The sequence below is a fragment of the Clostridia bacterium genome (assembly GCA_017394805.1).
Classification (GTDB): Bacteria; Bacillota; Clostridia; order Christensenellales; family CAG-1252; genus RUG14300.
The window spans coordinates 71,965-89,054 of sequence record JAFPXC010000009.1 but is presented as its reverse complement, the minus strand read 5'-3'; the positions used below and the strand labels follow the sequence as shown (position 1 = coordinate 89,054).

General features: G+C 55.0%; 8 protein-coding genes. 4 read left to right on the top strand and 4 right to left on the bottom strand.

The features are described from left to right. Positions 1–292 precede the first annotated feature (292 nt). The 3 genes from II896_02345 to II896_02335 all read right to left on the bottom strand — a co-directional run bounded on the left by II896_02345 (position 293) and on the right by II896_02335 (position 11,948). On the bottom strand, positions 293–1,534 hold the full coding sequence (locus tag II896_02345) for a hypothetical protein (protein MBQ4443485.1): 1,242 nt from the start codon (positions 1,532–1,534) through the stop codon (positions 293–295). Next, positions 1,531–3,198, bottom strand: a complete 1,668-nt coding sequence (locus II896_02340; protein ID MBQ4443484.1) for a hypothetical protein — start codon at positions 3,196–3,198, stop codon at positions 1,531–1,533. Before II896_02340 ends, II896_02345 begins: the two co-directional genes overlap by 4 nt. Before the next feature lie 287 nt (positions 3,199–3,485). Further along, positions 3,486–11,948, bottom strand: coding sequence for a hypothetical protein (locus tag II896_02335; GenBank protein MBQ4443483.1), 8,463 nt, complete (start codon positions 11,946–11,948; stop codon positions 3,486–3,488). Positions 11,949–12,792: 844 nt separating this feature from the next. On the opposite strand from II896_02335, the gene II896_02330 reads away from it, so the two are divergent. The 4 genes from II896_02330 to II896_02315 all read left to right on the top strand — a co-directional run bounded on the left by II896_02330 (position 12,793) and on the right by II896_02315 (position 16,522). Beyond that, positions 12,793–14,139 (top strand): hypothetical protein, encoded by a 1,347-nt coding sequence (locus tag II896_02330; GenBank protein MBQ4443482.1) that lies wholly within the window; start codon positions 12,793–12,795, stop codon positions 14,137–14,139. Then, positions 14,120–14,434, top strand: coding sequence for a hypothetical protein (locus tag II896_02325; GenBank protein MBQ4443481.1), 315 nt, complete (start codon positions 14,120–14,122; stop codon positions 14,432–14,434). Before II896_02330 ends, II896_02325 begins: the two co-directional genes overlap by 20 nt. Further along, entirely contained in the window at positions 14,431–15,675 is a 1,245-nt protein-coding gene (locus II896_02320; GenBank protein ID MBQ4443480.1) for a hypothetical protein, read from the top strand. Before II896_02325 ends, II896_02320 begins: the two co-directional genes overlap by 4 nt. 202 nt (positions 15,676–15,877) lie before the next feature. Continuing rightward, positions 15,878–16,522, top strand: coding sequence for a response regulator transcription factor (locus II896_02315; protein MBQ4443479.1), 645 nt, complete (start codon positions 15,878–15,880; stop codon positions 16,520–16,522). 187 nt (positions 16,523–16,709) lie between these two features. Here the strand turns inward: II896_02315 and II896_02310 are convergent, their stop codons facing one another. After that, positions 16,710–17,057: a four helix bundle protein gene (locus II896_02310; GenBank protein MBQ4443478.1), complete on the bottom strand. Its 348-nt coding sequence runs from the start codon at positions 17,055–17,057 to the stop codon at positions 16,710–16,712. Between the last annotated feature and the right edge of the window lie 33 nt (positions 17,058–17,090).

Below are 17,090 nucleotides of genomic sequence, written 5' to 3'. Positions count from 1 at the left end.
CAACAATACCGCGTGCAATCTTGCGATTGCCGTATGCCATGCATACCTTTGCTGTCGCAAAGACGCGTGTTGCAATGCGGCGCAAGCGTAACGCAAATACTTCGTGCTTGCACGCTTGCTTCTATTATACAACAATACCGCGTGCAATCTTGCGATTGCCGTATGCCATGCATACCTTTGCTGTCGCAAAGACGCGTGTTGCAATGCGGCGCAAGCGTAACGCAAATACTTCGTGCTTGCACGCTTGCTTCTATTATACAACTATAAAATAGTTTGCACATCAGCCATCCGGCTAATCTTTGCGAGGAAAAACGATTGCGAGCGTAAAGTTTTCGTCGGCGAAAGTCTCTACACGTGCGCCTTGTCTTTCCGCAAGGCGTTTAAGGTTAAGAAGTCCGCCCGTAAAGGTCACCGCACCACTCGGCATATCCCCGTCGTTGGTAAGCCGGCATTCTACACTCGTTTCCGTTGCGGCAAAGTCAATAGCGATCTCTTTTGCGCCCGCGTGTTTTGCGGCGTTGGCTACGGCCTCCTGCGCGGCGGTGAGAAACAAACCACGTTGCTCTTCGGTGAGGACGCCGGGCAAACGATTCCGCCAAACCAAGCGGATTTTGAGCGCGTCGGCAAGGTCTTTGATTTTGCCAATCGCCTTTTTATCCGCCGCGTCGTCCGCTTGCATACAAAGAAGAAGGGCGTTTTGCTCCCACATAGCGAATATCTTGTCCATCGTCGCCGCGTCCTGGCCATCCGCCAAAACGGTGGAGAGCATCAGCCGGTTCATCTCGTCGTGGATGTTGACTTTGGCTTGCAGGATCTCTTGCCTTCTTACGGCATCGTCGATATTCAGATTGTAGTCTTTCAGTTCGCGGTTGAGGCGGGATAGTTCCGCTTTGTCTTTTTCGAGCGCCTGCGTTTTGGCGTATTCGCTCGTTACGTCCGAGGCGATCATCTCGTGCAACTTATCCTTGCCCACCGTCAGTTCCCAAGAGGTAAAACGCCACATTTTGTCGCCTACCGTCAATATCTTGTCCGCAACGACGACGTGGAACGAATTGCCGTTGAGGAGTTGTCCGTCGGTGATAGTGGCGCACAGTTCGTTCATGCACATATTGGTAAACAGCACTCTGCCGGTATCCTTGTAGCAACACACGCCGCACGGCAACTGGTCGAGGTATTTCTTGATGGAGCCCAAGGTGACGTGGCTCTTTTCATATCGAATATTGTATCCCAAAAGGCACAAAAGGGCTACCGAAAGCGCGAATAATACGACGAACCACCACACCCAATCGATACCGCCGAGCGTCTCGGTGACCGATGACACGACGATCCCCAATCGGTTGAACAGTGCCACGTCGAAAATCACCTGCCACATAAAGTATGCGGGTAGAAAAAGGACGAGCGCGAGTAGGGAGAAAAGGTAGCGTTTCTTCCACAAGGGAAGGAACACGCCCCCGATACCGGCAAGGCAAAGGAGCAATGCCCACAAAGCGAAGAATGCACGAGGAAGCGCGGAAAGCGTATCAAAGGAAGTCATAGCTTTTCACCTCCTTTTGGCAGAGTCAACGAGATATAGGTGACGTTGTCTTCGCGCGCGGTATCATAGGTTATGCCGACGTCCGTCAGTTCTTTTGTTTGGAAGATCGAGATGGGCTCGTCCAAGTCCTCGAAGATCATTTTGAAAGTCACTTTTTCTTTGCCGGAGAGGTTGACGAACACGCCTTTCAAGCCGACATAATTGTCTTCCAACAGCGTTTCAAAGACCTCGAATGCGGCGATTGCCGCCTCGGAAGATACCAAACAATCGGTATCTATCATCACTTCGCCCGGCTTGCCGCAGTAGTTGAGATAGCGTAAGACCTCTCTGACGGCAAGTCCCAATTCTCCGCTCGCTATGACGTCGCTTTCTTCGGCAAGCAAGGTCAGATTGGCGTAACGCTTGATATACGCGCCGAGGAGCGTAATGTGCTTGCGACATTCTTCCCTTACCGCTTTGTCGGTGCTTTCTCGCGCCGTTTTTGCCAAAAGGGATATGTCTTGCGACTGTTTTTGCGTGCGGCGGGCGATCGCGTCGTACACACGCGTTCTTTGTTCGATTTTGGTCTGTTTCTCTTTCAATTCGTTTTGCAGACGTGTAAGTTCCGCTTCTTCTTGCAAGCAATTTTTCGCCTCTTCCAATTCTTCGTTGAGGGCGTCGAGATTGGTCATGTCGTCCAGCCAAAACCCGAAGCCGCCGGGAATGGGCATTTTATACAGTACGGTATGTTCGTCGATACGAGTGCCGCTTTCCGCGGCAAACTGCTCGCTCGTCAGGGGCGAAGACTTCGCCGAAGCGTAAACGGGCGTACCTTTTTTGTCGGTAATTTGCGCCGCGATGGAGAGACTACGGAACATTTTGCCGTAATCGGTATTGGTCGGAATAAGTCCCAAAGTCATGCAACATTCCAACACCGTCGCCGCCGTAAAAATGTGCGCTTCGGGAAACTCGACGATGTATGCGCCGTTCAGTTTCGGCATTGCGCCCGTAAGAAGTAGCGCGTACAGGACGATCCCTATCGCAAACGGAATGAGGATGATCCACGCGCTTTTCTTGGAACTGCTTATGCGGCATTTATAGATCAATATAATAATGGACGCAAAAGACAAGGCGAATTGCCACGCGTTGACGACGTAGAACAGCCAAGCGTAGGAGTAATCGTTGTCCCAGTTGTCGAAGTTGGGGTTGAACACAAACGCCTGCTGATGGAGGTCGTTTGTCAAAACGAGAACGAGAAGCGCCACGGTCAGCGCAAACGACACGAACCAAAGTCTCGGTAAACGCGAATTGTCTTTGGACGATACAAGAAGGGATATGGCGAACAAAAACAGCGGTATGAGCAAGATCGGCACGTAATAAAGATACCACGAGAGACGCGCAAGTACGCCGATCTCGGACACCGCGCTGTACTTTATTCCGCGCAAAAGGATGAGAAAAACAGCCATTACGGACAGCGCTTTCACCATCACCGACAAATAGCCCGACGGAACGACTCTGTGCGCGTAATACAAAACGAGACATACGGAAAGAACGAGCAAATAGATCGCGGAAAGATTGCGGGTGGGAAACACGTCCGCAACGATATTCGCACAAAACAGAATGTTGATCGCAAGAAGCAGATAATAAACCGCTATCCGTTTCAGCGTCGTCTTAACTTCGTTCATAGGATCATACTCTCGTTCTTTGATGATAACGTCCTTATTATATCACTTTTTTCACAATAATTCAAGGTATGCAACCATATATCCCAAAGCCTCCATCCGTAAACAAAAAAAGGACTTGGAACTTCCAAATCCTTGTTTGTTGACCGCTTGACAGTGCAATTACCATCGAATTTCTTTTTTCATAAAATCCCTAATGGAACAGCACTGAGGCACAGCCTTTTGTTTGGTTGCTAGTAGGTACTGCCCAGGCGGCAGTGAAGCCGCCTGAGGGTAACTATTGTTGTGGATTACTCGGCGTCGGTGGAGTCGGTCTCCTCGGCCTCTTCGGATTTGGCGGGAGCCTCTTCCTTGGCCGCGGGGGCTTTCTTCTTCTTGCCGAGCACGATGACCAACACGATGACGATAGCAACTACCGCAACGGCCGCTATGACGATACCGACGATGGAGCCGATAGACAAGACGTAGCCGACCATATAGGTGGAGTTGTGATCGGTGGTGAAGGTGACGGTGCCATTCTCGAACACACCCTTCATATCGGTCTTCTTGCCGTTCTCATCGACGTAGAAGATCTTGGCAACTTTGCCACCGGGGGCATTGTTGGCGAAGGGCACGGTGATGGTGGCGGTGCCATCGGTCATACCGCTCAAGGTGATGTCGAGCACGAGCTCGGCGCCCTTGATGGCATCGGCGGCATCGGCGCCCTCTTTGACGGTGTAGGCGATCTTGACGTCCTTACCGGCCAAGGCCTTGACGGCGGCGGCATTCAACACGATGGAGGAGGCTTTGTTGCCTTCGCCCACGGTGAGGGTCAAACCGGCGTTGTCACCGGCTTTGGCAGCGGCCTCGATAATCTTGTTGATGTCCACGCCCTCGACAGAGGAAGCGGCGGCGGCGTCAACGTCGACCTCGACTTTGCCACCGTCCTTGACTTCGACAGCCTCGAACTCGCCTTCGGCGACGGTCAAGGTGCCCTTGGTGAAGGTGATGGCATAGTTGTCGCTGGTGAGACCGGCGGGCACGATGTCATATTTGCCGGCGGCGGACTTGAACTGCTCGTAGGTGCAGGTCAAAGTCAACTCACCACCCAACACAGCCTTGTCCTCACTACCCGCGAAGCCTTCGTAGCTCTCGGTGTAGGTGGGTTTGTAGTCGCCGTAGGTGATGGACTTGTCGTCGGCCTTGACGGTCAAAGCCTTCTTGCCGATGGTCACCTTGAAGCTACCGGTCGCCTCGTTGTAGTTGACCAAGTTCACCTTGTAGTACACGGTGTACTCGCCAGCATCCTTGAAGGAAGGCACGTCGGCGGCGAAGGTGCCGTTGGCAGCCTTAGCAAAGGTGAAGGCAGCCACGTCGGCCTCGATTTTGGTGCCGGCAACCTTGGTAACAGTAGCGACTTGCTCGGCGGCATTGTAGGTAAGGGCAGCGGCTTGCGACACGCTGACGTTGGCGAATTCGGCATTGACGATGGTCACCTGGAAGTTACCGGTCGCCTCGTTGTGGTTGGCGGCGTTCACCTTGTAGTACACGGTGTACTCACCTACATTCTTGAAGGAAGGCACGCTTGCCGAGAAGGTACCGTCGGCAGCTTTGCTGTAGGTGAAGGCGACAGCCTGCTCATTCACGGAGGTGGCGGCGGTGCTCACGGTGGCCGCTTGCTCGGTGCCGTCGTAGGTCAGGGTACCGCTTTGCGCGGCGCTGATGCCGGTAAGAGTGGCGTTGGTGATGGTGTAAGCACCGGCTTCGCCAACGAAGATGATGTCGTAGTTGGCGTCGACGCAGGAACCGGTGATGTCATACGCACCGACAGCGGAGGTGGCCACAGCAGCACAGACGAGGCTGTAGGGAGTGGCGTCCTCGTCGACGACAGCGATTTGATCATCTTCGGCGGCCGCGATAACGGCGGTCAACACGGCGGGTTCTGCACCATAGACGGAAGTCTTGGCATCCACGGTGACGGTGAGTTTTCTCGCCACGATGTCGAGGTAGTCCACTTCTTCGTCGAGGATACCCACCGCATAGGTTTCTTCCTCGTTAATCACATAGTGATCGGTGTCGAGGTTGATGACGTACAGATAATACTTGTTGACATTCCAAACGTCGCTCAAGTCGGCAACGGGTGCGAAGACCACTTCGTCACCATTGGTCAACTTGGTGGCCAAGGTCACCGTGATAACGTCGGCGAGTTCGTCGCCCACGGCCAAGGTGCTGCCGGTGGCAAGTTGCACGTAACTGAAGGGTTGATCAAGACCTTCGAGGTTGCCGTACACCTTGGTGAGGTTGGCATCGAGGGTGCCTTCCACGGTAATCTCACGCTTGACGATGGAGTAATCGGGCACGTTGTAGTCGGCCATCTCGTAGTCGGCATAGTCGAATTCGTCATCGGCATACAACGCTTGCGCGGGAACCTCGAATTCGGTGCTGCCTTGGGGATCGGTCCACTCGTCTACGGCGATGGTGATGGTTTGACCATTGACACCTGCCGCTTTGACGACGAAGGTATGCTCCACACCGTCATAGGACAGCGCGATAGCCTCGGTAACCTCGGCTCCGTCCACATAGAACTTGGGCGTGACCACTTTCTTGTTGACGGTGTAAGTACCCGCCACGAAGGTGATGTCGTAGTTGAAGTTGACGCAGCTGCCGGTGATGCTATACGCGCCGGTGTGGCTCTTGCCGTTCACTTCGCAAGCGAGAGCGTAGGGCAATTCGCCGTCCACGATAACGTTCTTGCCATCGTTGAAGCTATTCTTGAAGGTAGCCACAGCGTCGAGCGCCACTTGAGCGTCGCCGTAGAAGCTATCCTTGGCGTTGATGGTCACGGTGATGGGACGCGCGTTGACGGTGACGTCGATGTACGCGGGCGCGGTATCACTATGGTTGGCAGCCTTGACGACGTAGTAGAGGCGGTTGACCGCATTCACGGCGTAGGTATACGCGGTGGGCACGGTGGTGGTATAGGTGCCGTCTTCGGTGGCAGAATACCAGAACTCCCAGTCCTCACTATTTTGCGTCTTGGCGCTGACGTTCTTGAGCGCGGGTTGTTGGGCAACGCCGTTGTAGGTCAAGACGCCGTCCTGCGCGATGGTGACGTTGGTGATGGTGGCGGGCAACATCGTGTACACGCCGTTCTCGAAGGTGACAGCATAGTTGTTGTTCAACGTTCTGCCGCAGATCTCGTACTCACCCACGTCGGAAGTCTTGTCGAGGTTGACCTCCACGCCGTTCTTCTTGAAGTAGAGCGACCAGATTTGACCTTGCGCACCGTCGTTGGCAACGGTGGGATAGTAACCATCGGAGACAGCCGCTGCCGAGCTGAGCACGGCCAAGGTCTTGTTGTACACGCTCTCTTTGTTGTCGATCGTGACGAAAGTGGGTCTCGGGCTGATGGAGAACGTGGTGGACTTGGTGGCGTTGTCAATCACGTAGTTGGCATTGCCGATCTCGGTGACGGTAATGGTGTAACCGTTGCCCGCATTGACTTTGCCTGCGCCCAACGTGATGCTGATGACGTCGCCGTTCTTCACGTCTTCGGCCTTGGCAGCAACGGTGGGCTTTTGCTCAGAGCCGTTGTAGATGAGGTCGCCGGTGTGGCTCCAGTCGAAGCGCAACGTGCGCGCGTCTATAATATACTGCGCGGTCGCGCCCGCGAAGTCGTAGTTGGCGTTGCCAAGCGAAGTAACGCTGATATTGTAGGTGCCTTGCTGCGTATAGCTCTTGAGATTGAACGCATAAGTAGCAACATCAGCGAAGGTATCGCCCACACCCAAGGAGGTGTCGTTGAGGGCAACGAGGTTGCCTGCCACGAAGGTGCTGTCGTCGTCACCATAGGTAAAGTGACTGCCGTCACCGCTCAAACCGACGGTGATGGGACGCGCGCTGACTACGACGGTGAACTTGTCGCTGTCATTGCCACCGAAAGCACTGTGGTTCTCGGCCGTGACCATGTAGTACACGGTATGCGCACCGGCGGTGGTGAACACGGGAATGGAAGTAGACCATTCGTCGGCCTCGCTCTTTCTGTAATAGAACACGGCGTCTTCACCATGCTTGGTGATCGCAGCGGTGTTAACCGAAGCGGCAGCGGTAGCGGTGCCGTTGTAGATAACGGTGCCGCTCTGCACGACGCTGACACCCGTGATGGTGGCGAAACCGATAGCCCAGTTGACGCTGGTCGTGTCGTCGCCGTTTGCGAACAAGTAGTTGGCTTTGGCGGCGCCGATCAACGTCAAAGTGGCGACGTAGTTGCCTTTCTCCGACTCGACGGTATCACCCGACAATTCGATGCTGACGTCGTCAGAGCCGAATCTGTTGGTGATGGTGGCGGTGACGGTGTGATCACTACCGGTGGTTTCGGCAGAGGTGGTCTCTTCGCCGTCGATCATGAACTTGTAAGTGACGGTGACGGGATCGATGGCGATCTCGTAGTAGTCTTGCATGTCCTCGTGGTTGTCGGCGGTGACTTTGAACCAAATGCCGTGCGTACCGGCATCGATGAAGGTGGGCAGACCGCCCCAAGCGCCATCGATAGAGGTCTTGTATTGCTTGACGATGCTGGAGGTATCGCGCGCAGCCACGGTGGCAATGGTATCCTCGAGTGCGGCACTACCGCCCTGCTCGGCACCATTGTAGGTCAAGGTCTTGCTTTGACGAATGTAACCTTGGATGGTGGCCTTGGCGAGGTTGAAGGTGTAACTGCCGGTATAGGTCTCGTAGTTGGTGCTCGTGACCTGGAAGTACACGGTGTAGTCGCCCGCATCGGTCCAGGTGGGCACGTCGGTGCTATAGCCGCCCGCGGTCTTGGAGAACTTGTAGGTCAAGAGCGCATTGTCTTGCTCACGCAAGGTGTCGGGGTCGACGTTGAAGCCGGTGGTGCTAAAGGCAGCTTGCGCCTCGCCGGTGTAGACGTAGTACGCGTTTTGGTCGATGCTGACGGTCAACGATTGTTTCGCAACGGTCAACGTGCCGTCTTGGAACTCGAACTCATAGTTGAGAGCCCACAGGTTGCTGTCCTCGCACACGATGCCGTACTCGCCCACGTCGGAGTATTGCGCATAGGAGGAGTGGAGATAGGGATAACCGGTAAGGTCGCCCGCGGTACGCAAGGACGCCTCGGTCTCCTCGTTGACCAAACCTTCGATGCGGTAGGTGTAGACGGGAGCCCAACCGTAGATCTCGTCGATGTCGTCCGCAACCACGGTAGCCTTGATCTTGTTGATGAACAAGGTGGCAGCGGGGTTGACGAGGTTGTAGTTGTCGTTGCCCAAGCTGTTGGTCTTCTTGAACGCAGCGGTAAGCGCATAGCCGCCTTCTTGGTAGTCGGTGTAGCTATCTTGCGTGTAGGCAACCCACTCGTCGAACGCTTCGCCGTAAGCCATGGTGGCGTTGGCGTTGGCCATGTGGCCGAAACCGTTGTACATATTGTCCAAACCGATCCATTGCAACGTGAGGTCACGGGGATTGATGCGGAAGGTGCCTTCTACGTAGTCGAGTTTGTAGACGCCCTTGTCGCGGGTCTTTTGTCCTAAATAGTCTTCCACGTCGAGATAGACGTCCCACTTGCCGGTTTCGTCATTCCAAGCGTATTGGTCGCAGGTCACGTTGTAGAACACGGCGCTGTAACGCACGAGATAGACGCCGACATCCTTGGGATAGTTAACGTCGGTCCAAAGGGTCCAAGGATCCTCGGTGGAGGTGCGGAACTCCCAAGTCTCGTAAGGAATACGGAAGGTCTGAGCCGCCTCGCCGAAGCCGTCGGTAGCACCGATGATGTCACTTTCACCGACAAAGTCGACGAAGGGGGTCTGATAGTAGCTGTTGCCGTCCTCACCGCCGTAGGTGAAGTCGGTGGGCAAATCGAACTTCTCCACCGTAACCATATTCCAGGGAATGGTGAAGGTGACCTCGGGATTCATGATCTCATAGTAGTCGGAGATCATCGTAGACGACGCCGTGCTGAAGCCGATGGTGAAGTTGTATTCACCCGCAAACTTGGCACCGTTGCTGCCATTGGTCAACTCGAAGAAGTCGTCATGGTTGAGGTCGTCGTTCATATCGTAGTCCACGGAGAACTCCATTCTGGTCTCGACCGCGATGCCGTCTTCGCGATTGAAGAGCACGGCGGTCCAATCGTACCATGCGACCGCTTGCAGGTTGAGGTCGGTGGGATTCAAGGTTACGGCAGAATCATTATAGATGAAGTACACGGGAGCCTTGACCACGGTGAAGGAATAGCTGTCGGACCAACTGGCCACGTTGCCGCTGTCGGACACGGCGTTGCCAAACCGGAAGGTAATGGTCTTGCCGATATAGTTGGCGACGTCGGTGTCGAATTTGTCTTCGTCGGGCGCGTACCAGTCATAATCGTTAACGGTCCATTGCACAGAGTCAAGCTCGACCTCGTCACCTTCGAGACCGGTGGTGACCAACTCGATGGAGATCTTCTTGGCCATATACTCCATGAAGTCATCGTACTCGCTGCCGGCATGAACCATGATGGCCTCGGTGTAGAACCAGTCTTGGAGCTTGGTGAACTCGAAGGTGGGATGCATTTGCTCAATGCTGTAGGGCCAGGTGTAAGCCAAGTGGAGAGAACCCATATCGTCGATAATGAAACGGGTGTCGTCCAGCACTTGGACGCCGTAGTCGTAACCACTGCCGGCATTGGTGCCCTTGATGATGTTGTCGGCCTCGGCCAAGACGGTCCAGGGGTCATCGATGCGGAACTCGGGGGCTGCGGGCTCGTTGGGGTTGAGGTAACCGTCCACACCTTGGATGGTGAAGCCGGGGACCTGCTCGGTGCCGTCGTAGTACAGCATGCTCACGTCGGGCACGATTTGGATGCGACGACGGTTGATACGCACGGCGCAAGAGAGTTGATCCACGTTGTAGTTGGTATCCTTGACCCACTCGGGCTCTTCCTCGGTACCCACGTTCTTGACAGCATAGACGTTATACGCGAAATAAACGTTGTTGCCGATCAATTCGGAGAGGTCGGTCACGGGCTCTTCTTCGTCATCGTCGGGATTTCTCTTCCAGCCGTCGAAGGCGAATTTGGCGGCGGGATCGCTCATGCTCTTCACGCTGAACTTCAAGCCGGTGGGAACGTAGTACAACTCGTTGAGGTGAGAGGCCTCGACGTAGTCACCGGTGAACATAATGAGCGACATAGAGGAAGGCTCGGTGCCGATATACACGGTAGCGTCGGTGACGGAAGCCTTCTTGATGGTGACGCGAATGGGATTCTCGTCGTCGAAGAAGCTGTCGCCGTTCTTTGTAAGACCGGTCTCGAAACCGTACACTTGGCTGCCGAGGTACTCATACTTCAAGGTATAGGTGCCGGCGGGGCAGAACTCATCAAAGTCATGCTTGCCCTCGGCGTCCTCGTAGTACCAACGCACATAGTAATCGATAGCGCCCCAATTGGAGACGGCAGTCGCCGTTCTGGCGGTCTCGTTGGTGTAGACGTTGGTCTTGAACCCGAAGCTCATAGCGTCGCCGTAGGTCAGGCCGGTGAAGGCGTCGTTGGCGATGCTGTAGGTGAGGTCGATGGGATTGATGACGAGGGTGGCGGGGTTGGCCTTGTTGGCCTCATCCATATCAACGTCGATTCTGCCCATGACGATGTTGCCGGCTTCCACGTCGGAACCGGTCAACACGGGCCACACGCTGTAGTTGCCGGGTTGCAGATCCAAACCGCTGGGCAATTTGGCACCGTCCTCGGAGCCGTCGTCATACCACCACTCCAATTGAGCGTTGGGATTCGTATCGATGGCCATGGGTTGATAGAAATCCAAATCATAGTCGCCCCAAGTACGGGTGAATTGAGAGGAACCATACGTTTCGTTGACCACTAAGGGCTTGACCTCGATCTCGAGTGCAGGATCGCCCACGTTGCCGATGTCACCTGCGGAACCGCCGGACCAATCCTCCCACCACACGGTCATATTGTACTTGCCCGCGGGCAAATACGCAGAGCCTTTGTTCCAGTCGCCGTCGGCGTCGAGGTTGTTGTTGACTCTGCGACCGTAACGCATGGTTTCGCCCTCGTCATCGATGTAAGCGCCATAGTGATAGCCGGCTTTCTCGTCGTAGTAATCCTGAGCCAACTTGGCGTAGCCATAGTCAGAGGTGCTGTACAAAGCGTCGATGAGATCGTTGCCGCTGTACGTGCCATAGGTGAACTCGGTGTTGAACACTTTGAAGGGGCCGAACTCTCTGTACAACTTGACGGCCACCCATGCCATGGGCTTATCGGTGCTGTCGTTATAAATCACCACGGTGTACTGGCCGGGCTTGGTGGGAGCGCCAACCAAATACTCACCGGGGCGGTCACTCGTGCTATCGTAAGTGGCATAGTAACCGGTGAACGTATTGCCCAAACCAGCCCTGTAATCAACACCCGTAAAATCGTCGGACGTATTGACGTCAACGGTCCACAAGTTATTGACCAACTCGTCCGCGGTGCAAGCGAGCGAATAGGTAAAAGGCTCATTGTTCGAAGTAGTCCAGAAGAAATCGTAGTACTCCGCGCTGGTGTTATCCAACACACGGATGTAGGCAAGGTTGGCATCATCCGCAGGGTCTTCCCACTCGTAGACCGTGTGATTATACCAACCGCCGCCGATTTCTATCTCGGCGCTCGCCGTTTGCACGGCGGGGGTGAGCGTCACGATAAGCCCGAGTACGATAGCCAATACCACCACAATGGCAACCGTAGCGAGCGTCAGACGCAAGTTGAGTTTACTTGTCATATATGTACCTCCTTTAGGTTTTTCTTCACAGCGTATGACGACACTGCGACACTTTGCCATCATTATACCATACGCGGGGGCGCGAGCATATCCTCACAAGTGATGAGGCAGAGCATTTTTTTTGGAAAATTGAGAAAAATGAAGATTTTTGCGCGTCGCGTCGAATTTTCCGCCCACCTCTAATAGCAAAATCCGAATCGCGACACGCGGTGAAGTATTCGCTATGCGAAAGTGAAGTTTGCTATGCAAGTGAAGTTCAAGGCCCCGCCTTGAGTGAAGTTTGCGCAAAGCGCAAGTTGCGGTAGGGATAGATGCCTGTGCCGCGCGGTGAATTGGCGGCTATGCGCCGTGAATTGCGGGCTGTGCCCGCGTGAATTGAAGGCCAATGCCTCCGTGAATAGCACCTCTCGGTGCGTTGCGGTAAGGATAGAGTCTGTCGGCGAGGGGAAAACGAGGAGCGAGGCGGGGCGGAATGACAAGTCGAGGGGAAAAGTGATTGATTTTTGGACACGGCGGGTGTAGAATAGAGGGAGAACTCCCTGCGCAAGGCGCGGTGAAGTATTCGCTATGCGAAAGTGAAGTTTGCTATGCAAGTGAAGTTCAAGGCACCGCCTCGAGTGAAGTTTGCGCTAAGCGCAAGTTGCGGTAGGGATAGAGGTGAAGTAACGAGGAAGACGTTTAGTACCTCTGCTTAGGGGATGTTTCGACACACAATGGCAGTTGCCATTGTGGCTCAACATGACGGAGGAAGGGTGACTCTACTTAGGGGATCCTTCGGGCGCAACGGTGCGGGGATTTGCGATATTGTTGACAGGGCCAACCACGGAGAGACAAGGCAAGTAGAATGAAACGGAAAAGATCGATAATGTACACGCTGGTCTTCGGGGCGACGTTCGCCCTACTGGGACTATTGCACTACTTCGAGTGGGAGTTGCACGACCTCGCGGCGCTCTTGTTTTGCGTAATCACGTTCGGCTATATCGGGCTGGTGCTGGCGTGGTATTGGTCGGTGCGCACGCGGCTACTGCCCACGAGAGCGCGGCTGTATATAGCGGCGGCGGCGTGGCTGATGGTGTTCTTTTTGGTATTGCGCACGGTGCGCTACCGCTTCGTACAACCAAGCGACGCCTACGTCTATCAATGGACCTGGTACCTATACTACGTACCCTACCTTTTCATACCCGCACTCTTTTTGATGGCGTGTATCTATTCGACCGAATGGCGGGGGGCGACGGACGTTCACGTGGACGAACGATGGCTCCTCGTGGTGCCCGCGGTTTTCTTCCTTTTGGTATGCACCAACGAGTGGCACTACCTCGTATTCGAGCCGTTCGTCACCGTGCCCATCACGGGGCAGCCGGACACCTACGGCTACGGGCCGTTCTATTACGTGATATGGACGATATTCGTATCCGAGGCGGTGCTGGGCGTGGGACTCTTGGTGAGCGTGACCAAGAAAACCCAGCATTGGCTGAAAGCGCTCATCCCCGTGGGCGTCATATTGGCCTACGCGCTCGTGTTGACCTTTGACAATTATACGTCGGGGAACGGCAGCTTTCACAATGCGTACAGCATGCCCGAATTGTCCGTGTTCGGTATGCTGGCGGTGTTTGAATGCAGTATTCGCCTGCGGCTCATACCGTACAACGAGAATTACGCGGGCGTTTTCGCAAAAATGCGGCTCGCGGCCGTCATTACGGACAACGACCTCGTGCCGAGGTGGCGCACGGAAACCGCGATAGAGGCCCGACGAGAGGACCTCGCGCAAGCGACGGAAGGAGAAAAACCACTCGACCGCGATACCGTGCTGTGGGCGCACCGATTGGGCGAGGCGGGATACGTCTTCTACACCGAAGATCGCCGCGATATACACGCCTTGAACGACCGATTGGCGGCCGCCAACGCCACCATCGAGGAAGAGAACGCCCTCATCAAGCGGGAAAACGAATTGCAGGTGGAGGCCGCGCGGGTGCGACAGCGCAACGAGATCTATCGCAACGTGCGCGAGGTGATGGCGACGAGGCAGCGCAAGATAAACGAACTGCTGACCGAGGCCGACGCCCGCCTTCCGCCCGATCGTCGCCGAAGTGCTGGTGCGGCAGGCCTTCGTCAAGCGCGGCTCGAATATGCTATTGACGATGGCGGACGGGGGCAAAATAACCTACGCCGATATGGATTTGGCTATGGATGAGCCCCTACGTTACCTCAAATATCGTAACATCCACGCGGGCGTCAACGTGCTGACGGAGGGCGCGTTGGAGGCCGAAACGGCCTTTGCGCTCTACCAAACCTTCGAGGACGTGATAGAGGCTTTGATGCCCGTGGCGACGCGTATCGTCGTGGCCTTCGAGGGGGGCAAACTGCGCATATCCGCCAACGCGAAGAAGCGCCCGTCCTTGCCCGAAACCGCCCTGCCCGTCCTCTCGAAGACGGAAGACGGGGGCTGTTATTTCCTCGTGGACGGCACGGGGGAGGTGGCCGTATGACGACGATCGGCGTATTGATCTATACTCCGTGGGGCGCGGTGGTGCGCATTGCGTCCCTACTGACGGTCGTGGCTGCGTTGTTCGTGCTGACGATGGCCGTCCGTCAACGGCGTAAAGCGTACGTCGTCGCGCTGTCCGCTCTGCATTTCGTATGGGACGCGTATCTCTTTGGGTGCTTGTTGCACGCGAGCGTCGGCGGCACCGTGCCCGTGGTGGACTGGATACGGACGTGCCCGTGGGGCGCGGTAGCGGCTCTATTGGCGATAGATACCGCCCTTATTGGGGTGGCGGTGGCGGAAAGCGTGCGCTACGCCAAGTCCCATTTGTGGTCGGAATCGGTCAAATCGGCCATCGACGCGCTGCCCGTGGCGGTGTGCGTGGGTACGGACAAGACGACCTATCTCGTCAACATGCGCATGAACGAGTTTTGCGTGCAAGTGTTCGGCAAAGCCGCGGCGTCGGCGAAGGAATTGTGGGCGAACGTGTGCGAAAAAGGCGAGGCGCACGGGGACAGCGTGCTGGTGCACGGCGAGGGCGTGGCGCTGTCGTTCGCCAAGTCCAACGTGCTATTGGACCAACGGGAATATACGCAGATCACGGCCTACGACGTGACCGAACAATACCGCATCACCAAAGAACTGCAAGACAAACACGACAAATTGGAAGAAGTGCGCCTGCGCCAACTGGAAGTGCGCCACCAGACGGAAGAATTGGCGAGAAGCAAAGAGTTGCTGAACGCGCGTGTGACCGTGCACGACGAGATAGGCCATATCCTCTTGCTCGGTAAATATTACTTCGAACACGTGGACCAAAACGACGAGGCGCTATTGACGGCCATACGCCGTAGCAACGAACTGTTGCTGTCGTCAAACGTCGGGGCGGAAGACGTGCCCGATGAGTACAGAGAAACCGTACAATGGGTGGAATCTATCGGCATTGGCATCAAATTGACGGGGGACGTACCCCACCAAATCGAGATACGGCGGGTGTTGGCACAGGCCATCAAGGAGTGCGCGACCAACGCCGTGAAACACGCGGACGCAAGGTCTATCGAGGTGAAAATCGACGAGACGGACGAAGAAGTGGCGGCGACGATCACCAACGACGGCAAGCCGCCGAAGGGAGAAATCGTGCCGTCGGGCGGACTGTTGAGCCTCAAAAGAACGGTGGAAGAAGCGGGGGGCACGATGACGGTGGAAAGCAGCCCCATAGTAGCCATAAGAATGATTTTACGAAAATAATACGCAAACTATTGATTTTTTGGGGGACGGTGCGCTATAGTAAGAAAGTGCCGCCTCATCGAAAGTGACGAGGGCGAGCGCAAAGCCAAAAGTGCTTTGCGCGGTGAAGTTTTGCCTGCGGCAAAGTGAAGTTGCCACGGAGTTTTGACAATATGCACGCTACGCGTGATAGCCGCCCCGAAAACGGCGAACAAGGAGTATTATGACCAAACAGTATAGAATGATCATCGTGGACGATTTGCGATACTCGCGCAAGATGTTTGCAACCGTCATCGACGTCAATCCGCATTACAAATTGGAGTTGGCGTGCGAAACGTGCGACGAGGCGTTGGAGTACGTGGAAGCGACGGATGTCGACCTCGTCATAATGGACGTGGTGATGCGCGTGGGCGTGGACGGCTTGGCGGCGGCGAAACGAATAAAAGAAGCGAAACCCTATATCAAAATTATTTTGGTGACGGGCACGGCCGAAAGCAGTTGGATGGACGTAGCCAAAGAGGCGGGCGTGGAGAGTTTTTGGTACAAGGAGTACAGCGAGGATAAACTTGACGATATCATCAAACGCACCCTCGCGGGCGAATCCGTGTACCCCACCAAAGCGCCCGACCTACCCTTCGGCGATACCATGAAGTCGGCGCTGACCGAGCGCGAACTCGACGTGTTGCGCGAGTTGACGGGCGGATACAGCAATCAGGAAATCGCGGAGCGGTTGGGTATCTCTATCAATACCGTCCGCACGCATATCACGAGCATGGTCAACAAAACGGGGTACGAATCGCGCTTCGACCTGGCGTTGAACGCCAAGGCGCTGGGCGTCGTGGTGGGAAGTACGAAAAAAGGCGAGTAAGGGATTTGTCAGTCCCTGCCTCGCCTTTTTCGTAGAGAAATCCGAGCATTCGCTCGGGAGAAATCCGTCCACGGCACGGGCGAAATCCGCGCTACCACGCGGGAGAAATCCGAGCGTTCGCTCGGGATGTGGTAGAGATAGACGCCTGTCGGCGGAGATACCCAAACGGTTCGCAGAATAAAAATGATTACTCGTTGTTGCTTTTGGCTGTGTTAATAGAATGTATCAGTTTGCGCCGAATCACACCACAGTCGTGAATCAAATCTTCGCTTTGCAAGGTAGATATAAGATTTGCTCGTTGAAACAATTTCAGCCAATAGTCCGTTTCGTTGCACTCTTTTAACGCAATATACAGTTTCGATATAAAATCCGCCTTGCTTTGCGCGTATTGCGCTTCGCTTATGTTCGCGCCGATAGACGTCGCGCTGCGTTCTATTTGACTGACAAGCGAAAGATGCCCTTTTATGATTTCTGTCACTTTCAGCACTTTCACGGAAAAATCCATTGCTAAATCCAACGTCAGTTGTACCGCCATATTTTCACCTCGTTTTGATTATACAATATCCGT